Annotated in this window: 22 protein-coding genes and 1 riboswitch; of the genes, 14 read left to right on the top strand and 8 right to left on the bottom strand. The window is 70.0% G+C overall.

What is annotated here, in order from left to right:
* Position 1 precedes the first annotated feature (1 nt).
* Entirely contained in the window at positions 2-643 is a 642-nt protein-coding gene (locus tag AB0C30_RS06275; RefSeq protein WP_357940207.1) for an NAD(P)H-binding protein, read from the top strand.
* An 18-nt stretch (positions 644-661) separates the two neighbouring features.
* On the opposite strand, the gene AB0C30_RS06270 is transcribed toward AB0C30_RS06275, so the two are convergent.
* Positions 662-1435 (bottom strand): helix-turn-helix transcriptional regulator, encoded by a 774-nt coding sequence (locus tag AB0C30_RS06270; RefSeq protein ID WP_357940205.1) that lies wholly within the window; start codon positions 1433-1435, stop codon positions 662-664.
* Between the two features lie 111 nt (positions 1436-1546).
* Positions 1547-1683: riboswitch (cyclic di-AMP (ydaO/yuaA leader) on the top strand.
* 3 nt (positions 1684-1686) lie between these two features.
* Between AB0C30_RS06270 and AB0C30_RS06265 the strand changes: the two genes are divergently transcribed.
* Complete coding sequence (locus AB0C30_RS06265; RefSeq protein WP_357940203.1) at positions 1687-2286, top strand: C40 family peptidase; 600 nt, start codon at positions 1687-1689, stop codon at positions 2284-2286.
* Between the two features lie 25 nt (positions 2287-2311).
* Here the strand turns inward: AB0C30_RS06265 and AB0C30_RS06260 are convergent, their stop codons facing one another.
* A complete protein-coding gene (locus AB0C30_RS06260; RefSeq protein WP_357941464.1) occupies positions 2312-2671 on the bottom strand; it encodes a GNAT family N-acetyltransferase in 360 nt (119 codons plus the stop codon).
* Positions 2672-2793: 122 nt separating this feature from the next.
* On the opposite strand from AB0C30_RS06260, the gene AB0C30_RS06255 reads away from it, so the two are divergent.
* On the top strand, positions 2794-3156 hold the full coding sequence (locus AB0C30_RS06255; protein WP_357940201.1) for a nuclear transport factor 2 family protein: 363 nt from the start codon (positions 2794-2796) through the stop codon (positions 3154-3156).
* A gap of 34 nt (positions 3157-3190) precedes the next feature.
* Here AB0C30_RS06255 and AB0C30_RS06250 read toward each other — a convergent pair whose 3' ends face one another.
* Both AB0C30_RS06250 and AB0C30_RS06245 read right to left on the bottom strand, forming a co-directional pair.
* Positions 3191-3442: a LuxR C-terminal-related transcriptional regulator gene (locus AB0C30_RS06250; protein ID WP_357940199.1), complete on the bottom strand. Its 252-nt coding sequence runs from the start codon at positions 3440-3442 to the stop codon at positions 3191-3193.
* A 112-nt stretch (positions 3443-3554) separates the two neighbouring features.
* Positions 3555-5402 carry a BTAD domain-containing putative transcriptional regulator gene (locus AB0C30_RS06245; RefSeq protein ID WP_357940197.1) on the bottom strand — a complete coding sequence of 616 codons (1848 nt, stop codon included), beginning with the start codon at positions 5400-5402 and terminating at the stop codon, positions 3555-3557.
* Positions 5403-5590: 188 nt separating this feature from the next.
* Here AB0C30_RS06245 and AB0C30_RS06240 point away from each other — a divergent pair, with 188 nt between their 5' ends.
* The 7 genes from AB0C30_RS06240 to AB0C30_RS06210 all read left to right on the top strand — a co-directional run bounded on the left by AB0C30_RS06240 (position 5591) and on the right by AB0C30_RS06210 (position 12991).
* A complete protein-coding gene (locus tag AB0C30_RS06240; protein WP_357940195.1) occupies positions 5591-6532 on the top strand; it encodes an ABC transporter ATP-binding protein in 942 nt (313 codons plus the stop codon).
* A gap of 20 nt (positions 6533-6552) precedes the next feature.
* Positions 6553-7365, top strand: a complete 813-nt coding sequence (locus AB0C30_RS06235) for an ABC transporter permease (RefSeq protein WP_357648416.1) — start codon at positions 6553-6555, stop codon at positions 7363-7365.
* A gap of 21 nt (positions 7366-7386) precedes the next feature.
* Positions 7387-8544: a YcaO-like family protein gene (locus AB0C30_RS06230; protein ID WP_357940193.1), complete on the top strand. Its 1158-nt coding sequence runs from the start codon at positions 7387-7389 to the stop codon at positions 8542-8544.
* Positions 8544-9857: a TfuA-like protein gene (locus AB0C30_RS06225; RefSeq protein ID WP_357940191.1), complete on the top strand. Its 1314-nt coding sequence runs from the start codon at positions 8544-8546 to the stop codon at positions 9855-9857. Before AB0C30_RS06230 ends, AB0C30_RS06225 begins: the two co-directional genes overlap by 1 nt.
* Entirely contained in the window at positions 9854-11068 is a 1215-nt protein-coding gene (locus AB0C30_RS06220; RefSeq protein WP_357940189.1) for a cytochrome P450, read from the top strand. The genes AB0C30_RS06225 and AB0C30_RS06220 overlap by 4 nt, the downstream gene beginning before the upstream one ends.
* A complete protein-coding gene (locus AB0C30_RS06215; protein ID WP_357940187.1) occupies positions 11065-12081 on the top strand; it encodes a methyltransferase in 1017 nt (338 codons plus the stop codon). Before AB0C30_RS06220 ends, AB0C30_RS06215 begins: the two co-directional genes overlap by 4 nt.
* 190 nt (positions 12082-12271) lie before the next feature.
* Complete coding sequence (locus tag AB0C30_RS06210; RefSeq protein ID WP_357940185.1) at positions 12272-12991, top strand: response regulator transcription factor; 720 nt, start codon at positions 12272-12274, stop codon at positions 12989-12991.
* Here the strand turns inward: AB0C30_RS06210 and AB0C30_RS06205 are convergent.
* From AB0C30_RS06205 to AB0C30_RS06190, 4 genes are all read right to left on the bottom strand, one after another.
* Complete coding sequence (locus AB0C30_RS06205; RefSeq protein WP_357940183.1) at positions 12951-14381, bottom strand: FAD-dependent oxidoreductase; 1431 nt, start codon at positions 14379-14381, stop codon at positions 12951-12953. The genes AB0C30_RS06210 and AB0C30_RS06205 overlap by 41 nt on opposite strands.
* Complete coding sequence (locus AB0C30_RS06200) at positions 14378-14656, bottom strand: PqqD family protein (RefSeq protein ID WP_225288903.1); 279 nt, start codon at positions 14654-14656, stop codon at positions 14378-14380. The genes AB0C30_RS06205 and AB0C30_RS06200 overlap by 4 nt, the downstream gene beginning before the upstream one ends.
* A gap of 12 nt (positions 14657-14668) precedes the next feature.
* Positions 14669-16111: a StsB family radical SAM/SPASM domain sactipeptide maturase gene (gene stsB, locus AB0C30_RS06195; RefSeq protein WP_357940181.1), complete on the bottom strand. Its 1443-nt coding sequence runs from the start codon at positions 16109-16111 to the stop codon at positions 14669-14671.
* A gap of 87 nt (positions 16112-16198) precedes the next feature.
* Positions 16199-16480 (bottom strand): StsA-related sactipeptide RiPP, encoded by a 282-nt coding sequence (locus AB0C30_RS06190; RefSeq protein WP_357940179.1) that lies wholly within the window; start codon positions 16478-16480, stop codon positions 16199-16201.
* A 182-nt stretch (positions 16481-16662) separates the two neighbouring features.
* Between AB0C30_RS06190 and AB0C30_RS06185 the strand changes: the two genes are divergently transcribed.
* The 4 genes from AB0C30_RS06185 to AB0C30_RS06170 are packed head-to-tail and all read left to right on the top strand — an operon-like array spanning position 16663 to position 21359.
* The gene (locus tag AB0C30_RS06185) at positions 16663-16863 is read left to right on the top strand and encodes an aroma-sacti cluster domain-containing protein (protein ID WP_357940177.1); all 201 of its coding nucleotides are present in this window, start codon (positions 16663-16665) and stop codon (positions 16861-16863) included.
* Positions 16860-19880 (top strand): AAA family ATPase, encoded by a 3021-nt coding sequence (locus AB0C30_RS06180; RefSeq protein ID WP_357940175.1) that lies wholly within the window; start codon positions 16860-16862, stop codon positions 19878-19880. Before AB0C30_RS06185 ends, AB0C30_RS06180 begins: the two co-directional genes overlap by 4 nt.
* On the top strand, positions 19877-20749 hold the full coding sequence (locus tag AB0C30_RS06175; protein WP_357940173.1) for a S8 family serine peptidase: 873 nt from the start codon (positions 19877-19879) through the stop codon (positions 20747-20749). Before AB0C30_RS06180 ends, AB0C30_RS06175 begins: the two co-directional genes overlap by 4 nt.
* Complete coding sequence (locus tag AB0C30_RS06170) at positions 20739-21359, top strand: GAF domain-containing protein (protein ID WP_357940171.1); 621 nt, start codon at positions 20739-20741, stop codon at positions 21357-21359. The genes AB0C30_RS06175 and AB0C30_RS06170 overlap by 11 nt, the downstream gene beginning before the upstream one ends.
* Positions 21360-21677 lie beyond the last annotated feature (318 nt).

Below are 21677 nucleotides of genomic sequence, written 5' to 3'. Positions count from 1 at the left end.
CATGCGCATCACCGTGTTCGGAGCGGCGGGCAGCGTCGGCGCTCGTGTGGTCGCCGAGGCGCTGTCCCGTGGCCACGAGGTCACCGCCGTCGTACGCGACCCGGCCCGCTTCCCGTCACTGCACCCCGGCGCCCATCCCCAGGTCGGCGACGCCGCTCATGTCGAGGACGTGACCAGGCTCGGCACCGGTCAGGACCTCGTGATCAGCGCGACCCGCCCGCCCACCGGCCGCGAGCACGATCTCGTCACGACCGCCAAGGCGCTGCTGGCGGGGCTCGCGGGGACCGGCGTCCGGCTGCTGCTCGTCGGCGGGGCGGCCGGGCTGACCGTTCCCGGGTCCGGCGGGCGTACCGTGCTCGACGACCCGCGCTTCATGTCCGACGCCTACCGCGACATCGCGCTGGCCTGCAACGCCCAGCTCGAAGCCTGCCGCGCGGAGACCGGCGTGGACTGGGCGTACCTGAGTCCGGCCGCGGTGCTGGCGCCGGGCGAGCGTACCGGCGTCTACCGGCTGGGCGCCGACGAGCTGCTCTTGGACGCCGAGGGGAACTCGGCGATCTCCATGGAGGACCTCGCGGTCGTACTGCTGGACGAGGCGGAACGGCCCGGGCACCACCGGGTCAGGTTCACCGCCGCGTACTGACGCCACCCGGCGGCGGCGTCAACGGTTCCCGACCAGCCGGGTGGTCTCGTCGTCGGCGGGGAAGTACGCCTCGACGGCAACCCCTTCGAGCGTGATGTCGAATGCCGCGCCGAACGTCGTGATCGTACTGAAGAAGCAGAGCTCGTCCCCCCGATGCGTGATCCGTACGGGCAGCGCGATGTCGGCGGGGTCGGGCAGCGGCGCCTCGCCATCGTCTCCATAGGCCAGCAGTTCCTCGTAGAGCGCGCTCAGCTCCGGATCCCCCGCACGGGCGACCTGCCTGGCGAGCCGGGGCAGCAGGAAGCCGCGGACCTGCGCCAGGTTCCGCACCCGCGGCGCGAACCCGTCCGGGTGCAGGCCAAGCCGCATCATGTTCACCGGCGGCTCCAGGAGGGCCGGGGCCACGTCGTCGAGGAAGACGTTCATGGCGTCGTTGGCCAGCAGCAGGTTCCACCGGTGGTCCAGGGCCATCGCCGGATACGGCTCGTGCCCGCGCAGGATCCGCTGGAGCGCCTCGTGCGCCTTGCCCAGATCGGGGTCGTCAAGCGGGCGCTCGGGGTAGATGGGCGCGTACCCGGCCGCGAGCAGCAGCCGGTTGCGCGCGCGCAGCGGCACCTCGAGCTGCTCGGACAGGCGCAGCACCATGGACCGGCTGGGGATCGTCCGCCCGGTCTCGACGAAGCTGACGTGGCGCGCGGACACGTCGGTCTGGAGGGCCAGGTCGAGCTGCGTGAGCCCGCGCCGGTGCCGCCAGTCCCGCAGCAACTCCCCTATCGGCTGATCCATGTTCATACCGGCCGGTTCTACCTGGCCCGCCGGGGTGGTGTCGATTACCTGTCATGTCATGCCCGCCTGGTTGACGCCCGATTTTAGGCAGTTTACAAGTCTTTGACCGTTTTGTTAGTGTTCGTCCCGCCTAATCCACTCACCTGCGTGGAGCCGGGGACCCAAGTTCCCTCTGGGGCGAATCGGCATCGCCGTAGGGCCACTTCCAGGCCCGAGCCCGTCAGCTAACCCGGTAGGCCGTATGGAAGGACACAGCAGTGGCTCCCCTCGCCATCTGCCTGGCGGCTGCCGTCGCCGGGCTCACTCTGGCCGCTCCGGCTCACGCCGAGCCCACCACCCCTACCGGCCCCACCACCCCTGCCAGCACTGAGAGCAAGCCCGTCCAGCAGACGAGCCAGACCACTCCGGCCTGGAAGGTCGCCCTCAAGTTCGCCATGAAGAAGCGCGGTATCCCGTACGTCTGGGGCGGGACCAGCGACAGCGGCTACGACTGCTCCGGGCTCATGCTCAGGGCGTACGAGCACGCCGGGATCGAGTTGCCGCGCACCACGACGGAGCAGTACTCCGCGTTCTCCAAGAAGATCTCCTGGGACCACCTCAAGCCAGGTGACCTGGTCTTCTTCCACGGGCTCGGGCACGTGGGGATGATCTCGAGACCCGGATACATGGTGCACGCGCCGCACACCGGAGACGTGGTCAAGGAGGAGAAGCTCTCCGACTGGCGCAGGGACTCGTTCGCGGGCGCCGTACGGCCGGACCCCAAGGGCGTGCGGCTCTCCATCGAGCAACGCAAGACCGCCATGCTCACCACCGGCCTGCGGCCAACGGCGGGGGCTCTGCGGATCAAGGTCCGGTAGCGCCCCGGCTCAGTGACGGAAGCCGTCACGGCGTGCGGAACCCCCGGAAGGTCACGGGCTTGCGGGTCTCGAAGCCGAGCCGCTCGTAGAGGGCGATCGCGCCGGTGTTCGCCTCGGCCACGTGGATGAAGGGCCGTTCGTCACGAGCCACGATCCGCGCGACGAGCGCACTGACCAGGCGGGCGGCATGGCCTCGCCCGCGTGCCTCGGGGGCGGTGCAGACGGCGCTGATCTCGGTCCACCCCGGCGGCCGCGGCGCGTGGCAGGTGATGTCGGCGGCGGGCAGAGTGCCGTCGCCGAAGTAGGTGTTCACCGCGTTCTCCACGCAGGCGTTCGGCAGGCGGCCGAAGATGCCCTGCATGCGCGCATCCTGGAGGGTGACCAGGCGGGAAACCGTAGTTGACCAATTTCCACTTAGTCAACCAGAGTTGCTCCTTCGCCTGAGCATCGGGGAAACTACATCCCAGGTAATCGACACCACCCCGCGGCCGCTGTCAGCGTTCTCCCATGACGAGCAGCAAAGAACTGATCATGGCCGGCTTCGCGGAGTTCGCCGCGGGCAACATCGAGGTGCTCCAGACGCTCCTGAGCGAGGACTTCATCGAGCACAGCCCGGGCAACCCGTCAGGCAGGCGCGCCTTCATCGACTTCATCAGGGACTCCCCGCTGGCCACCTCCCGGCTGGAGCTCAAGCGGGTCGTCGCGGAAGGCGATCTCGTGGTGATGCACTATCACCTGATCCCTCGGGAAGGGGGGCGCGGGCTGGCGGTCGCGGACTTCTGGCGGATCGAGGACGGCCTGATCGCCGAGCACTGGGACGTGGTCCAGCCGGTCCCCGAACCGGCGCAGGTCCCACACGGCATGTTCTGACACGGCTCCCCTAACCGGCGGGCCACCGGGGTCCTCAAGGAAGGGGCTCGGAGGCGCCCGGTGGCCAGATGCCGACGTCCAGGAGCTTGTGGGCATAGGAGTACGCCACGAGCTGGCTCCGGTTGCTGCAGGCGAATCGGTCGAGGAGCTTGCTGATCCGCTCCGCCACCGTATACCTGCTGAGTTTCAGCTCGCGGGCGATTCTTGTCGTCGTGTATCCCCTGGCCAGCAGGACGATCAGCCGCGTGTCGCGATCGTTGATCAGATCGTCGAAAACAAGATCCATAGCAAGTCCCGATTCGGATCGCCTTGGCCAGAGGCGCCTCTGGTGAAAGCACCTCTGTGTGCAAGCTAGAAGCGTCTGCTTAATCAGCGGTATGGCCGGACCATGCGACCGGTTAAGGATCGGCCCTGGCCAGCTGCCCTTGGAAAATCTCCTCGTAGAGATTCCTGAGTACGGGGCTGGGGTCGATGCCGAGCTCGGCCACGAGATGCCGGCGTACGGTCTCGAACTGCGAGAGCGCCTCCGGCGCACGGCCGCAACCGGCGAGAGCGGTCATCCTGGCCGCCACGAGCCGCTCGCGCGCGGGAAAGAAGGGCACCAGGTCGTCGAGCCGGTTCAGCACCTCGACGTGGCCGCCCCGCTCGATCGCGAGTTCCGCCCAGTCCTCGTTGACTGTGAGGTACAGGTCGGTGAATCTGCCGACCGCCTCATCGACCAAGGCGACACCCGAGAACTCCGCGAGCGGCTGACCGCCCCACAGGCGCAGGGCGTCATCGAGCACGGTCAACGCGGCATCGGCGTCGCCCCTGCGCCGCATGTCGCGGCCGGCGCCGGCTAACCGCCGGAACCTGAGGAGGTCGAGTTCGTCCGGCCCGGCGTCCAGCCGGTATCCCCAGCCCTGGTAGGAGATCCGATCCCCGAAGCTCCGCCGCAACGCCGAGACGTAGACCTGCAGGTTCTTGCGTGCCGTGGGAGGTGGTCGCTCTCCCCACAAGGAATCGATCAGCTGGTCGGTCGGAACCACCTGGTTCGGGCGGGAGAGCAGGATGGCGGCCAGCAGCCGCGCCTTTCTGGCGCTGACGTGCACGATCGTGCCGTCCACCCGCACCTCGAGCGCGCCGAGCACGCGCGCGTCCAAGCGCGCGGTCACGGCTTTGGCCCGCTTGATCCGGTCGGTGCCCAGCGCCAGGAATCCGGCCAGATCGATCGTCGCCGAACCCGCCCTGGCCACCTGACGGTGGAGCGTACGCACCGTGGACAGCGTGGCGATGGAGACGTCGTCGACACCGGCCTTCGCTTCGAACCACCGCCAATCGCCGTCGCGATTGACTTCGAGGAACACCGGCCCTTGCCTGGTCAGCAGGAAGTCGAAGGCGCCGTAGCGCAGGCCCCAGATCCCGGCGAGCCGGTGCACCGCCTCCACCACGGGCTCCGGCGCCGCCGCCGGAGAGACCGTGACCGACGCCTCGTCGCGCCAGATCGCCTCCGGCGACGGTTTGCCGACGCGAAAGGCCCGGATCTCGCCGTCCACGAAGTAGACGCGCAGCTCCGCCCAGTGGTCGACGTACTCCTGGACGATCATGGGCGCGTCCCGCGCGGGCAGCTTCCTGGCCGCGACACCGGCCACGATCTCCGGGAAGACCCCGTGCAGGGTGCCCGGTTCGGTCTCGACGAAATGCTGGTCGAGGGCCTTGACGATGACCCGGTCGCTGGCCAGCGCCGCGCTCGCCGCCCCCAGGTCGGTCGTGGCGATCGTTCGCGGGGTACGGACCCCTGCCTCCGCCGCGTCGTCCAGCTGAACCAGCCGCCCCAGATCACTGCCACCGGGCAGCCGGGCGGCTGACAGCGACGACAGCTGGTCGATGAGGGCGGCCCACGAGTCGGCCCGGAACAGGGACGCCGCCGAGCCGTTCTCGCCTCGCACGGCTCGCGGTGAGAAGTGCCGTACCCAGGTGACGGTGGGGATGATGCGGCGCCCGTTCACCGTCAGCGAGCCGTCGTCGAGCCGGGTGAGGATCCGCAGGTCGCCGATCGACCCGGCGTCGATCCGCACGCTCGGCACGCCGAACGTGCGCAGCCCGCGCTGGAGCACGGCGAACTCGTTGATCCCCGCACGGTCCACGAGGACCACGCACGGCAGGGCGGCCGCCGGGTCGGTCTCCTCCGGGAGCTGCCAGGTCACGCCGGGACTTCCGGCCGGCATGCGCAGGGTGTACGGAATGCGCGAGTGAACCGGGTCCATGTGCCGATGATGATCACACGTGGCGAGATCACACAACGTGCCCTCTGTCGTTCGGCATAACGTCCCGGATAGCCCACGTTTGTGGGGTTGTGTCACCCGCTGATCGCCGGTCCATACTCAACCTGCAACACATCTCCAGCAGCCGACAACCTGCACGTTTGGTGAAGTGGCAAGTGAAGGGTGGTGCCGTGTCGAGCGATGTGGTGACGGCCGCGGGGCTGACCAAACGCTATCGGCGCAGCGAGAGACCGGCGGTGGACGATGTCTCGTTCGAGATCGCGCGGGGAGAGACGATCGGGCTCCTGGGACCCAACGGCGCCGGGAAGACGACCCTGATCAAAATGATCTGCGGGGTCACCACCCCTACCTCCGGCCAGGTCCGCGTCTTCGACGCCGATCCGGTGCGCCAGCCGGTCGCCGCCAAGAGCGGCATCGGGGCGATGCACCAGTCAGGCCCGTTCGACATGATGCTGCCGGCGCTCGACAACCTGCGGATCGCCGCCCGCTTCCGCGGCCTGAAGTGGCGTGCCGTGCGGCCGTGGGCGCTCGAGCTGGCGGAGTTCCTCAGCTTGACGGAGGCCCTGCCGCGCTTCTGCTTCCAGCTGTCGGGCGGTCAGCGGCAACGGTTGCAGCTGGTACGGGCGCTGCTCACCATTCCGCGGCTGCTGATCCTCGACGAGCCGTCCGCGGGACTGGACGTGGTGGGGCGGCGGCACATCGAGCGTTTCGTGACCTGGCTGCGCGAGGAGCACGGCGTGACCGTGCTGTGGACCAGCCACCACATCGACGAGCTGGAACGCAACAGCCAGCGGGTGATGGTCATCAACCACGGACGGGTGCTGCGCTTCGCCAAACCGCGCGAACTCGTCGAGGAGTTCGGCAGCACCCACTTGCTGGTGACCCTCGATGATCCCGCGGCCGGCCTGGTGGTGGCGGCCTGGGCGGAGCTGGCCGGGCTCAGGGCCACGACCGAGGAGTCGGACGTACGCATCCACGGTGCGCGAGCGCGGGAGGTGCTCCCGGAACTGTCGCGGCACTGCCTGGACCACGGAGTCGCGATCTCCGGCGTCTCGACCGTCACGGACTCGCTGGAGCAGGTCTTCCTCAGGATGACGGATACCGAGGACTGAAGTCGACAAAAGGGGCAGATGTGGCCGCCAAGCTGGCATTCGACAACACTCCTCCGACCGGGACTCCGAAGGCGGCCGACCTGTCCGCGGTGCTCTACCGCGAGTACGCGCTGCTCGCCCGCAACCGGGTGTATCTCATCCTCGGCCTGGCCCCGATGCTGATCTACCTGCTGCTCGTGAACACCTCGCTGGGCAACCTCCTCAGGGTCGTCCACTACAAGGGCGTCGACGTACCGTTCACGATCTTCCTGCTGCCCATGACGCTGGCGATGTCGGTCGTCAGCGCGGCGGGGACGTCCGGCATGGCGGTGTTCCAGGAGGAGATGAGCGGCGCGGCGACGCAGCTGTGGTCCTACCCGTTGCGCCGGTCGCGGTTCCTGCTCGGCAAGGTGATCGCGGGCGTGTCGCTGGTGCTGGGACAGGCGCTGCTGGCGCTGGGCGTGGCGGTGCTCATCTTCGCGTTGCCGTTCGACCTGCAAGCCTGGGTCGGCCTACTGTCGACGCTCACGCTGGCCGCCCTGGCCTTCAACGGGCTGTATCTGGCGACGGCCATCTTGATCACCGACTACCAGGTCTTCATGCTGCTGTCGAACGTGTCGATCCCCGTTCTCGTGTTCAGCGCCCCGTCGCTCTACCCGATCGACAGCATGCCCACCGTGCTGCAGTGGGTGGCGATGATCAACCCGCTGACGTACGCGATCGACGGTATGCGCAACGCCGCGTTCTTCGGTTTCGCCGACGCGTGGCAGGACCTCCTGGTGCTGGCCGTCCTGGCGGCCATCAGCTACACCGTGGGCGGCCGCGCGCTGATCAAGCGCGCCCGCAACATCTGATCTCGTCAAGGGCAGGGGACGATGCGGACAGACAACTCCTCTCTGTCGTGGCTTCTCTCGCGGTCCGACCGGTCCAAGGTCCGGCTGCCGGGCACGGACAGAGCTCACGACCCGACGGCCACGCTGGAGATGGCCGGCCGGGCGGCCCGGATGGTCGGGATCACCAGGGTCGCGGACATCACCAGGCTGGACACCATCGGCATCCCGACTTTTCAGGCGATCAGACCGACTTCCCGGACGCTCGCCGTGTCTCAGGGGAAAGGGATCACGCCCGAGCTGGCGAAACTGTCCGCGATGATGGAGGCCGTCGAGCTCTGGCATGCCGAACAGCCCATGACGCCGGTGACGACCGCGCCTCCGCGAGACGTCAGCGGGCAGCTGGGCTACGACGTCCGCGACCTCCCGCTCTCCCCGCCGACCGTGTTGCATGACGGGCTGCCGTTGGACTGGGTCGCCGGCCGGTCGCTGGTCGACGGCTCGGAGCGGCTGGTTCCCAGGGAATCGGTGGGATTCTCCCTCCTGCGGAAGCCCGGCTGGAACCCGCCGGTGTTCTTCGAGTCGACGAATGGCCTGGCGAGCGGGAACACGCTGGTCGAGGCCGTTCTGCACGCGCTCTACGAGGTGATCGAGCGGGACGCCGTGACCACGGCGATGACCGGCGGCGACAAGGGCGTCCTCGTCGATCCGGGGACGCTGGGGTCGCCGGTCGTCGACGAGCTGTGCGGGCTGCTCACGCGGGCCCGGGTCGGTCTCGAGGTCAGGTCCCTGCCGTCGCCCACCGGGTTGCCGTGCTTCCTCGCCCGGATCTCCTGCGACGACTATCCACCGGCGTTCATGGGATTCGGCTGCCACCTCGGCTCGGAGATAGCGCTCACCCGGGCCGTCACCGAGGCCGCGCAGGCCAGGCTCGGCTACATCTCGGGCGCGAGAGACGACCTCCATCCGGGCGTCCACGACGGCGCGCGGCACCGGGCCGCACCTGCGGCGGACACCGGCGAAGCGATCCCGAAGCTGACGGCTCACCAGAGCCTGGTCGATGACCTGGCGGACGTGGTCGGGCGGGCCGCGGCCGCGTTCTCCGCCGCCCCGCTCGTCATCGATCTGACGAGGGACGAGATCGGCGTCCCGGTGGTCAGAGTGGTGGCACCGGGCAGCCGCGTCACCCCGGAGGTGTTCTAGTGAGCCGCCAGAAGACGGTCGTCTACGCCGGGCCGACGATCTCGCACGACGAGGTCCGCGCCGTGCTTCCCGAGGCACAGGCGCGGCCGCCCGTGGCCCGGGGCGATCTCCTCAGGGAGGAGTGGAGCCGGGACGACACCGCCGTCATCATCGACGGGTATTATCGGGAACGGCTGTCCGTGGGCCACAAGGAGATCCTCTGGCTGCTCAACGAAGGCGTGAACGTCATCGGGGCGGCCAGCATGGGGGCGCTGCGGGCCGCGGAGCTGAGCCCGTACGGCATGCGGGGCGTCGGGTCCGTCTTCCGCATGTACGAGAGCGGCGAGGTCGACGGGGATGACGAGGTGGCGGTCCTGCACGGGCCCGCGGAGCGGGGATATCCCACTGACACGGTGGCCATGGTCAACATCCGCTACGGCTGCCAGGAGGGCGCCAAGAGCGGCCTGGTTCCGGCGGCGACCGCCGAGCGGATCGTCGAAGCGGCGCGGTCCAGGCCCTTCGTCCACCGGACCTGGCGCGAGCTGGGAGAGGCCCTGGGCCCGGACGCCGGTGACGCGCTGAGCACGCTGGAGCGGAAGATCGGGACGGGTGAGTGGGACCTGAAGCGGCTGGACGCGATGGCTGCACTGGGAGCCGTCGGCGGGCACCAAACCGAAACGCCCAGCACGTGGGCGGCCGAGCTGGCCCTGACGGGGATCACCCACTATGAGGCGCTGGCCTGGCGGTCGATGCGGGAGTACGCGCCGGGCAGGTGGATGTCCGATCTCGATGTCCTGGACGCGGCGCGGCTGTTCGGCCAGGACTACCCGAAGCTGCACGAGGAGGTCCTGACCGGCCTCCTGGCGGACTTCGCCGCCGCGCGGGGCCTGGAGCTGGAGGCGTACACGCGCGCCAGGCTCGGCGTCGATGGCCGCGCCGACCTGCCGCACGTCCTCGCGCCGTGGCTGTCCGAGACGGAGCGGGCCACCTTGCCCGTCGCCGAGCAACTCCGGTTGGTCATGGTGCGGGTGTGGCCGGTCTGGCAGTCGGAGGATTGGCGGCCGATCGTCCTGGACCGGATCCGGGAATCGAGCCGCTGGCCCGAGTGGTCCGACATCGTGGCCCGTGCCGATGAGATCGCGGAACAGAGCCTCGGAAGGGTGGTCATCCCGGCGCCGGCGATCTGCGGACGGATCTTCTCCCGCCACTGGAACGGCCCGGGAACGACCGCGGAGGTCGAGCTGGCGCGGCGCGGGTTCCTCAGCATGGCGGATCTGGGACAGACCGCCGCCAGGTTCTTCGCCCTAGACGTGCGCAAGGCCAAGGGGCGATGAGCGCGACCGGACTTGAGCGGGCGTTCGACCCGACCGCCTCGCGGCACCGCCGAGACCCGCACCCGCTCTTCCACCGCATGCGGGAGCAGGAGCCGGTCTACCGCCACGCCCCGGCGAACGGTCGCGTGTCCTGGTACCTGACCCGATACGCCGACGTGCAGCGCGCGCTCCACCACCCGGACATAGGACGCCAACTCGACCGGCTGCCCGGCGAGCTGGCCGCCTATCACCGCCGCTGGGAGAACGACCCGCTGGCGATGGTGCGGCGGAACATGTTCAACCTCGACCCGCCCGACCACACCCGGCTGCGGCGGCTGATGGCGCCCGCGTTCGGCCCCCGGACGGTGGCGGCGCTGGAGCGGCGCATCGACCAGGTCGTCGGCGAGCTGGTCGACGACCTGGCGGCCGCCGGAGACGGAGCCGACCTGATCGAGCTTCTGGCCCTGCCGCTGCCGATCCTGATCGTCGCGGACCTGGTCGGCTTCCCGATTGGCGACCGGGGCCAGCTGCGCGGGTGGAGCGACGACATGCTGCGCAGCCGGGACGCGGCACTGATACGCCGCACCGGAGTCGCGTTCGTCGCCTACGTCAACGAGCAGCTCGACGAGCGCCGGGCCCACCCGGGCGAGGACCTGCTGTCCCAGCTCGTACGGTCAACGGAGATCACGCACGCCGAGCTGGTGTCCAGCGTGTTCCAGTTGCTGCTGGCCGGGGACGAGACGACGGTCAACCTCATCGGCAACGGAGTGCTGGAACTCCTGCGCCATCCTGACCAGCTCGAACGCCTCCGCGCCCGACCACAGCTGATCGACTCCGCGGTGGAGGAGGTGCTGCGGTTCAACGGCCCGGTCGGGCACTCGCGGCCGCTGTTCGCGCTGGCCGACGTGGGCATCGGGTCATCGGTGATCCCCCAGGGTGACATCGTCGTGCCGGTGCTGCTGGCCGCCAACCGCGACCCGGCGGTGTTCGACCGGCCGGACGTCTTCGACATCGGCCGCACCCCGAATCGGCACCTGGGCTTCGGCCACGGAATCCACTTCTGCCTCGGCGCCGCGCTGGCCCGGCTGCAGGCCCGGGCCGCCATCGGCGCGCTGGTGCGCCGCTTCCCCGGCCTGGCCCTGGCCGTCGATCCGGCCGACCTGGAGTGGACGCCGGACCTGTTCCTGCACGGTGTACGCCACCTGCCGCTGCTGTTGGAGAAGAGCCCATGATCAAGGGGTACGCGGAGCTGTCCCGCATGGCGTTCGGCTACGCCGGCTCGCAGATCCTGTACGCGGCCGTCCGCCTGGGCATTCCGGAGGCCCTTGCCGCCGGTGCGCTGCCGGTCGAGAAACTGGCGCACGCCATCGGGGCCGACCCGCGGGCGCTGGAGCGGCTGTCGCGGGCGCTGGTGGTCCTGGGCGTGGTCGATGAGGTGGCGCCGGGACACCTCGCGCTGGCCGAGCTGGGTCAGCCGCTGCGTGCCGACCACCCATGGTCGATGCGCTCCAGCGTGCTGCTGCTCGGCGACCCCGCGACCTGGCAGGCATGGGGGGCGTTGACCCACAGCGTACGAACGGGTGCGACCGCCTTCGACCACGTGCACGACCAGCCGCTCTTCGACTACCTCGCCGGCCATCCGGACCTGTCGGAGATCTTCAACACGGCCATGCGCGAGGGCACCGAGCGCGTCGCGTCAGAGGTCGCCCAGGCGTACGACTTCACCGGCGTCCGCACCGTGGTCGACATCGGGGGCGGAAACGGCGCGCTGCTCGCCGCGGTAATGGCGGCCACGCCCGGCGCCCAGGGCATCCTGTACGACACCGCCGACGGCGGGGCGGCCGCCACTGAAACGTTCAGGCGAGCGGGGCTGTCGGATCGGTGCACCAGGCAGGTGGGCGATTTCTTCGAGTCCGTACCCGAAGGCGACCTCATGCTGCTGAAAGGCGTCCTGCACGATTGGGACGACCAGCGGTGCACCGCGCTGCTGCGTAACTGCCGCGCCTCGATCGCGACGGGCGGGCGCCTGCTGGTGCTGGAACCGGTGCTGCCGGCCAGGCTCGACACCCCGGAGGCGGCCGGCGTCGTCATGAGCGACATCGCCATGCTCGTCTACACCGGCGGCTGGGAACGCGACCGGGCCGAGTTCCACGCCCTGCTCGCGGCCGGCGGGTTCGACCTGGCCGACGTCACGCAGCCGCTGCGGGGTTCGGCGATCCGGATCCTCGTCGCGGATCCGGCCTGAGGGCCGATCCTCCGGTTGTCCGCCCCGACGTCCCGAGGTCCCGAGGTCCCGACAACGCGGACTACAGACAGTCATGAGTACTTCTCACATGCGGCTGTCCGACGTGAGTAACCCCGCTGCTCTGGCTGTCCGGGAACCGGACGCGCATAGTGTGCCGGTCGAGCAAACGGGCTCAAACTCGGGTGGTCAGGTGGCGCAACCGATTGACGCGAGCCCTGCCGGCGAGGCCATGCCCATTCTGCGGGTCGTCGTGGGCGAGCCGGACCGGGTGGTGCGCGCCAAGCTCAGGAGCGTGCTCCACATGGGCAACGGCATCTACGTGGTGGGCGAGGCCGGCGCCGCCGACCGGCTGGGCGATCTGGTCGTCAGGCATCGGCCGAGGGTGGCGGTGGTGAACGCGGCGCTGCGGCAGGCGGACGGCGTGGAATTCGCCCGGATCGTCGCGGCGCAGGCGAGGAACGGGATGCGGGTGGTGGTGGTCTCCGAAGCGCTGGACGAGGAGCTGCTCGGGCGGGCGCTACGCGGGGGCGCGGGCGGTTTCGTGCACCGGGCGTCGCTGGTGGAGGAGATCGTGCCCGCGATCCGGCTGGTCGCCGCCGGGCACACGTTCATCTCCAGCTCGATGATCACGCGGCTGCGTGATCGCATCGCCGCCGTGACCACCGGGGTCGATCACCGGCTCGCGGAGCTCACCCGCCGCGAGGCCGAGGTGCTGGCGCTCGTCGCGGCCGGCCTGTCGAACGCCGGCATCGCCGACAAGCTCGGCATCGGCACCGGAACCGTCCGTTCGCACCTGGCGCGCATCCTCGCCAAGCTGTCGGCGGCGAACCGGGCGCACGCGGTCGGCATCGCCTACGAATCCGGCTTCATCACCGCAGGCTCGGCTCACGGCCGCCGGGCACGCGGTTGAGCGCGTCCCACCATGCGTGCAGCGCGGGGTACTGCATGACGGCTTCCCGCGTGGTGAGCAGGGGATCCGGTTCTCCTCTCAGCGCCCGTGCCACTGCCGATCCGTCTTTCTCGGCCCGTGCGGGCATCAAGGTCTGAGCGCGGAAGAATTCGGCGGCCAGCTCCGGGCTGCTCAGCAGGGCCCGAGTCCTGCGGGCGAGAATCTCGCGCTCGAACGCGGTCGCTTCCCGCCGCCCGGCCGGTTCCGCCTCCTCTACGACCGCCATCCGCCCGGCGGGTCCCGCGTCCTGCGCGACTGCCATCCGCCATGACGATTCCGCCTCCGCCGTCATGGCCGCCTGCAGATCGGCGGAGGCGGCCGGATCGAGCCCGCGCCGCGTCAGCTCCCTGTCCAGCCGGAGCGTGCTCAGCGCGGCGACCGACATCCCATGCGAGTGAACGGGATTCACCGCGACGACCGCGTCACCGATCGCGACGAAGCCGGCGGGCAGGCGCGCTCGTTCGAAGTACCTTCGCCGGTTCGAGGTGTCACGGTACGGCCGGATGCCGCCGAGCGGTGTGGCCGCCGCCATGAGGTCCGCCACGATCGGGTCGCGCAGCGAGCGCGCGAAGTCCGCGAAGCCCCGCTCGTCCGCGGGCGGCTCGCCGCCCCGGGTGCCGGTCAGGGTGACGATCCACCGGCCGTCCTCGATCGGGAACAGCGTCGCCCCCTGGCCCGGCCGCCCGGCCACCGGCCGCGGGTGCAGCATGATGGCCGGAATCTCGCCGGCGAGTTCGGCGGGCGCCTGATAGACCCGGGTGGAGTAGGCCAGCCCGGAGGAGACGGTCGTCTCCTCGATCTCCGCCCCGCCGAGCTCGGCCAGCCACCGTGGCGCCTTCGATCTGCGCCCGGTCGCGTCGACGACGAGATCCGCCTCGATCGTCTCCGGCGCGGCGCCCTCGCGGCTGACCGCGACCCCGGTGACCCGGCTCGCGTCTCCCACCATGCCGAGCGCGCGCGTGCCTGTCCAGGTCGAGACGGCGCCCAGCGCCCGCTGACGTACCACCTGGTCCAGGAGTCCCCGGCTGCACGAGATGAGGTACGCCCCGGTGTCCAGCCGCCGGAACCACCCCGCCGCGGCGAGGATCAGCGCGTCGCCGGGCAGGCGGCGGTGATGCGCGCCGCGCGCGAAGAGCTCTTCGAGCGTCCCCGGAAGCAGCTCCTGCAGCGCCCGCGCGCCACCGGCCACGAGGACGTGGCTGTGCTGTGACTGGGGTAGTCCCCGCCGGGCACGGGGACCGGACGGATAGTGATCGTCCTCGATCACGATCACGTCGTCCGCGTGCCTGGCGAGCACGGCGCCGGCCAGCGATCCCGCGAAGCCGCCGCCGAGGACGACCGCTCTGGTCATGCAGGGTGCTCTTCGATCAGACCCCGTTCGATCATGCTGCCGAGGAACTCCTGCACGTCCTTCAGCACGCGGACGCTCATCGCGAGGTTGTCTCCGGCGAACTCATGGGACAGCTTCGCGACGATCGGCTCCCGCTCCCCGTCGCTCGCGACGAGCTCCCATATCCGGGAACCGGTCTCGTTCAGGGTGTGGAAATCCCCGGTTTCGGCGTGATAGAGCGAGATGCCCCCCGCGGTCTCCTGCCAAATCACCGAGTCACTGATCTGGAGTGACACACTCCACCTCCTCTATACCGGCGTTATGGGAAGCAGCTCGCGGACCTTGACGGCCTCGGCTGAGGGGGGAACGTAGGTCTTCCAGTCGTCGAAGACCGGATGGACGTCGTCGTTGACGAGCAGGCGGGGCGTCTGCATTTCGGGATCCTCGGCGAGCTCCGCGGGGTCGACGCCGGATTCCAGCCAGAGTTGGGTGACGATGCCGTGCCGCAGGATCCTGCACTGATGACGGCTGTTGCGCCGCAGGTCCCCCGACTCCGCCATGTGAGAGGCGCGGCAGCCTCCGCCGCAGGACGACTTGATGTAGCACTTCGCGCAGTCGGCGTGGTAGTCGCCGCCGAACACGGAGCTCGTCCGCATGTCGTACAGGACCGGGCTGCCGAAGATCTCCGCCAGGGATTGCCGTCTCACGTTGCCCGCGAAGTGTGAGCGTCCCGTGACGAGCTTGCACGGGTAGACGTCGCCCAGCGAGTTGATGTAGATCTCGTTGCCGCCCATCCCGCAGTTGGCCTTCACCGAGCACAGCTTCAGCGTCTTCGGCCCGTCCGGGAGCAGCTTGCCGGCGACGGGTGAGGTCCAGGTGAGCTGCTGGATCCTCAGATGGTCGTCCCAGCCGAAGTCGTACTCGTCGCTCTCTCCCCGGCCCAGGTTGTTGTGGTACATCAGCCGGATGCTGTTCACCTCGATCCCCTCCATGAACGAGGCGAAGCCTTCGAGCTCCTCGACGTTCTCCGAGGTGACGATATGGTTGATCATCGGCACGACGCCCGCGTCGTTGAGCAGTCGCAGGGCCTGGTGGGTCTTGGCGAAGGAGCCGGCGCCCCGCGTGCGGTCGTGCGTCTCGGCCGTGCCGCCGTCGACGCTCACCGTGACGTTGCCGAACAGCTCGGCGAACCGCTCCGCCATGGCGGGCGTCCTGATCATGGTGGCGTTGGTGATGATGTTCGACGTCAGGCCGCTGCGGTTGGCATGCTCCACGATCTGGAACAGGTCTTTCCTGAGCATGGGCTCGCCACCGGTGAAGACTATGGTGGAGGCGCCGAAGTCGGCGATCTGGGAGACCAGGCTGAGCGACTCCTCGGTGTTGAGCTCACCGGGCAGGCACTTCTCCGAGGACGCGTAACAGTAGGGGCAGCGAAGGTTGCAACCGTCGGTGATGGCGTAGTACGCCATGCGGAGCGGCGGCTCCTTCAGCTTGATCCGCGGATGGTTGCCGTTGTAGTAGACGATCCAGCTCAGAATGAGTTTGGCGAGGACCCGATCGGTCTCGTCGGTCTCTTCGAGCCGCGCGTAGGGCCGGGTCAAGGCTCGCAGGACGCCGAACTCACGCGAATCGAGGACACACCGACCGCCGGAATGCGGGTTGACGACCAGATGATTACCGGCGTGCACGAAGTAGGTAAGGTCTTCTGGTACGTAGAACAACGCGTGGTTCCGGGCCAGCTTCCCAGACATCCAGTTCCCTTCACGCTCTCAGCGGCAGGCGCGGCCCCGGCCTTGTCCGGCGACAGGTGACCGGGGCCGCACCCGTGGGCCGTCGGACTAGGGGTTCGGCTTGGTCGGGGTGGACCCGGACCCGGATCCGGACCAGGCTCCGCACAGGCACGACGCTTCGGGGGACTCGTTGTGCACCTCGACCTCGGGCGTGGCCCACTGGCCACCCGCCATGACGACGGGCAGTGCGGCGGGAAGCTTGTCCTTCAGCGAGATGAGCAGGTCGGTTTCCTCTTTGGTCAAGGTGGCGAACGCCGCCTCGACTTCCGCGGCGATCGGGTCGTTCAGGACGCCGGCTTCGCGCAGGGCTTCCTTCGGATCGAAGGCCATGCCTTCACCTCTCCGTCTTAAGGGGGGACGCGTTGCAGGTCGAGTATCGGCTGGCGATGCGGAGGCGACACAACCCCACAAATGTGGGCTAAACGCCTTTCACCAGGCAGAGCGAAGACCACACGAATGTGGGTGTCCTGATCTCTTGCGAACCCTGATGAGCCGTTTCAGGCTTGTGGTTCATGAACGCAACCGGATCGGGCGGGTTCGACGCGCTGGCCACGCTGCGGGCGGGCGGGCATCCCATCGACCTGCTCGATGAGCGGCAGCGAACCGTGTTCGCCTCGCTCACGGAGACCGAGGTCGCCGTACTGAACTCGATCAAGAAGCGTCTGGACGACCACGCCGGCGAGGTGGAAGGACAGGAGCTCAAGCTCGTATGAGCGACAGGGACCCGCGACCCACCCGCCGTAACGTCGTGGTCCTGTTCATCGACATCGTGGGGTCGACGGAGCTCGCCGAGCGTCTCGACCCCGAACTGCTCCTGCGCATCCTCGACCGCTACTACGCCGCGTGCCGGACGGAGATCTTCGAGCACGGCGGCGCCGTGGAGAAGTACATCGGCGACGCGATCATGGCGGTGTTCGGCGTCCCGGTCAGCCGGGAGGACGACGCGCTGCGGGCCGTCCTGGCCGCGGACGCGGCGATGACGGCCGTGCACCGGCTCAGCGCCGAGATAGCCCCCACCCACGGAGTCCGGCTGGACGCCCATTGCGGCATCGCCTTCGGCGAGGTGATGGTCGCCGACGGGTCCGGCTCGAACGTGCGGGTGATCGGTGACACGGTCAACACCGCGAGCCGGCTGCAGTCCGCGGCGGGCGGCGGCGAGATCCTCCTGAGCGACGACGTGGCCCGCCTGGTCAGGCGGCACGCGCTGCTGGACGGCGTCCCCCCGCTCACGCTCAAGGGCAAGAGAGATCCGGTACGGGCGTGGCGGCTCATCACCGTGGAGCCCGATCGCGGCGCGCCGGAGACCGACACGGTCCCGTTGATCGGCCGGACCGAGGAGCTGCAGCAGCTGACGCGTTTCCATGACCGCGTCGTACGCGGGCGGCAGTGCTGCATGGCCACCCTGCTCGGTGTTCCGGGCATCGGCAAGTCCCGGCTCGTCAGGGAGTTTCTGACGAACCTGCCCGAGGACGTGACCGTGCTCGCCGGCCGGTGCCCGTCCTACGGCATCGGCGCCACGTACCGGCCCATCACGGAGATGCTCGAAGCCCTCAACGGCGACTGGCCCACCATCGCCGAGGCCGTGGGCACGGAAGGTGAGCGGGCGCTGCGCGGGCTGGCGTGCCGCGGTGACGCGGAGTACCAGGACGACACTCCCGGGGTCGCGGAGATCGCGCAGGCCGTACGGTCGCTGTTCGAGGTGCTCGCCCAGCGCCGGCCGCTCGTGGTGGTGCTGGACAACCTGCAGTGGGCCGAGCCGACCCTCCTCGACCTGATCGAGGACTGCTCGGCGTGGCTCGCCGACGTGCCCGTCCTCCTCGTCTGCGTCGCCCGGCCCGAGCTCTACGAGGCCCGCCCCTCCTGGGGAGGGGGCATGACCTGCGCCATGGCGCTGGAGCTCGGCCCGATGAGCCCGCCGCACATGGCCCGGCTCGTCGCCGAGCTCCGCGCCGGGCGGGCGGACGTCGTCGCCCACGACGACGACGGCACGTACCAGCGGGTGATCCACGGCTCGGACGGCAACCCGCTCTTCGCCGAGCTGATGCTGGAGACCCTCGCCGAGGGCGCCGCCTCCCTCCCGCCCACCATCCAGGCGCTGCTCGGGGCCCGGCTGGATCGGCTGGACGCGGCCGAGCGCCAGGTGCTCGAACGGGCCGCGACCATCGGGCACTCCTTCTCGGTGGAACAGCTGGAGGTCCTCTTCGACGGCGAGCCCGCCATGACGGCCGCTCCGCTGAGCCGGTTGCGGCGCGAGCGCCTCATCCGGCGTGGCGCGCTGCCGGGAGCGTACGAGTTCGCGCAGACCCTCACCCGGGAGACCGTGTACGCGCTGACGAGCAAGGAGGTGCGGGCGGACTGGCACCGAAGGCTGGCCGACTGGTTCGGCGACCGGGCCGGCGACGCCTCGGAGCAGGCTCCCTTCCTCGGACCGGCGTCCGGAGACGTCAGCCGGCACCTCCTGGCGGCCTGCCGCCTCACCCGGCAGGTACGCCCCGGCGACCCGCTCCTGCCCGAGCTGACCGGCCGGGCCGCGGACCAGCTCATCAGGGACGGCGGCCAGGCGTTGCACCGCAGAGACCTGCCCGCGGCGATCGCACTGCTGGAGCAGGGCCGGGAGATGCTGCCCCCGGGCAGGGACGAGCACCGGTCGCTGGCCGTCCGCATCAGCGACGCCGAGCTGGCACGGGGAGAGGCCGCCGCGGCGGCCGCGGCCCTGGACCGTGCGGAGGAGCTGCTGCCGGAAGACCCGCGAACCCAGCTCACCTGCGTGATCCAGCGGGAGGTCCTCGCCCTGCGCTCGGGCGCCCGCGCGCCGGAGCTCGAACCCCTTCGCGTACGGCTGGCGCTCGACCCCAGAGACGACCTGAGCTGGTGCCGCTTCCACCAGCTCCAAGCCCTGGTTCACATCCAGGAAGGCCGGTTCGGCGCCGCCGACCGCGCGCTGCGTGACGGGCTCGCGCTGGCCCGGCCGATGGGCGACCGCTACGAGGAGGACCGGCTGCTCGGCGGGCTGTGCGAACTGGTGCAATGGTCGCCCACCCCGGTGCCCGAAGGGCTCGCGCTCTGCGCCGACCTGCTGGCCCGGTTCGCCGGTGATCGCGCTCTGCTGGTGCCGGTGCTCGTCACCAGGGCCCGCCTGCTCGCCCTCGCCGGCGACCTCGGTGGCGCCCGTGAGTCGCTCGACACGGCCGGCCAGTACGCGGAGGAGTTGCACCTCGGCCTCTCGGCGGTCGCCGTCGTCCAGGTGCGGGGGCTGGTGGAATCCCTGGACGGCAACCATCAGGACGCGAGGGAGCTGTTCAGCCGGGCCGCCGCCGCGCTTCGTACGGCAGGCCATGGGGGGCCCGCCGTCACCTTGGAGATCTACGCGGCGCGGGAGACCCTCCGGCAGGGAGACGTCCGGCAGGCGGCCGCGGAACTGGCGCGCGGCGACGCGGGGCCGCCGCAGCTGCGCGGCGAGCTCACGGCCCTCGCGATGAGAGGCGCGATCGCCTCGTTCGACGGGGAGCACGCGGACGCGATGAGCGCCGCGGACCGTGCGGCGGCGCTGCTCGAATCGACCGACGACCCTTGTCTTCGAGGGGACGTCCTGGTCGAGATCGCCCGGATCCGGCGGGCCGCCGGCCACGACCCGGCCGAACCCGCCCGGCGCGCGCTCGACGCGTACCTGAGCAAGGGCGCGACCCTGTCGGCGCGGCGCGTCCGCGACTGGATGAAGGGACTGCGATGAGCACGCCGCCCTGGCGCCGGAACCAGCGCGCGCACTTCCCCGGTGTGCCCGCGTGGGGTCTGGCCACCACGCGGCAGCCCCCGGAGCCCTTCCAAATCAGCCCGCTGGCGGGGGTGACCAGGGAGTGGGCATGGGGTGGGTCCGACGGCACCGGAGTACGCGTGTGCGTCGTGGACACGGGCGTGGCGGGCGACCATCCCAAGATCGGCGGCCTTGACCGGTCGGTCGAGGTCGTCAGCGGGGACGAGGGCAGACTAACCGTCGCCGAGTGCGCTCCCGTCGACCCGGCCGGGCACGGCACGGCCTGCGCCGGAGTGATCAGGTCGGTCGCTCCCGGAGCGGCGATCACCTCCGTACGCGCGCTCACCGACGGGAAGTCCGGCACCGGTGACGCCCTGGTGACCGGGCTGCGCTGGGCCATCGACCAGGGTTATGACCTGGTCAATCTCAGTCTTTCCAGCACGAGGTCGGGTCTGCGCGAATCCCTGCACGAGCTCGCCGACCGCGCGTACTTCCGGCGTTGCCTCCTGGTCGCCGCGGCGCACAACATGCCGGTGCTCAGCTACCCGTGGACGTTCTCCTCGGTCGTCTCGGTGGCCAGCCACGACGAGGCGGACCCGATGACGTACTACTACAACCCCGCGCCCCCCGCGGAGTTCCTCGCGCGAGGGGTCAGGGTGCCGGTCGCCTGGCCCGGCGGCCGGGAGATCCGCAGCACCGGCAACAGCTTCGCGGCGCCGCACATCACCGGCATCTGCGCGCTCATCCTGGGCAAGCATCCGTGGCTGACGCCGTTCCAGCTCAAGACGGTCCTCTACCTGGCCGCGGACAACACCATGACGCAGAACGGAGAGCCCCATGTCCGCTGACTTCCCTGACTCTCCCGATTCCCTGGACGGCACCGAACGCAGGCTGCTGCAGTCGATCGTCGAGGTGGCCCGCCACATGTTCGGCGCCGCCGCCGCCTCCATCTTCCTCGTGGACCCCGACACCGGTGACCTGGTCTTCGAAGCCGTCTCGGGCGAAGGCGAGAAAGAGCTGGTCGGGAGCCACTTTCCGGCAGGAACCGGGATCGCCGGCTGGGTCGCGGCGAGCGGGCAGCCGATGGTCGCGGATGATGTGTCGGCCGTGACGCAGTTCGCCCAGGACGCCGCGGAATCCACCGGTTACGTCCCGCGGACCATCATGGCGGCACCGCTCATCCGGTTCGAGGAATGCGTGGGCGTTCTGGAGGTGCTGGATCGCACGGCCTCCCGCAGCGATCTGGACGACATGGAGCTCCTGGGGATGTTCGCCACGCAGGCCGCCTGCGCCCTGGAACTCCTGCTCCGCGTGCGGCGGAGTGATGGCCGGGAGCCTCTCGCCGACCCGAACGCGCTGCTGCGGCGGATCGGCGAGAGGCTGCGGGGCAGGGACCGGTCGTCGGACGCGGCAGTCGTACGCCTGCTCGCCATCGCCGACGAACTCCTCGCACCGTAACGGAGCCCTCGCACCGTAACGGACCCCTCCGCCGTCGCGGGGCGCCGTTCCGTTCTCTTCCGCGGGCGCTCGCCGCGCCTTCCGGACCACCCCTTTAGGCCCTTTGGGACTGAGCGGCCTCAAGCGGGTGGCTATTGGCGCGTCCGGACACCGTGACGCGCGGTCACCGCCCGGCCAAGCCTGTTTGAAGGGCGCCAAAGGGGAGCACGCTTCACGTGGAGAAGATCAAGGACCTGCCTGAGTTTCGGGCGGGGGACGCGGCATGAGAGTCGCCGCTGGGGGCATCTCCGGTCAGGGCACGACGTCGCAGTGTGACGA

Origin of the sequence: Nonomuraea sp. NPDC048901, assembly GCF_040649695.1 — a bacterium.
Lineage (GTDB): Bacteria > Actinomycetota > Actinomycetes > Streptosporangiales > Streptosporangiaceae > Nonomuraea.
Note: the sequence above shows the minus strand (reverse complement) of the source record. Positions and strands in the feature narration are given on the sequence as shown.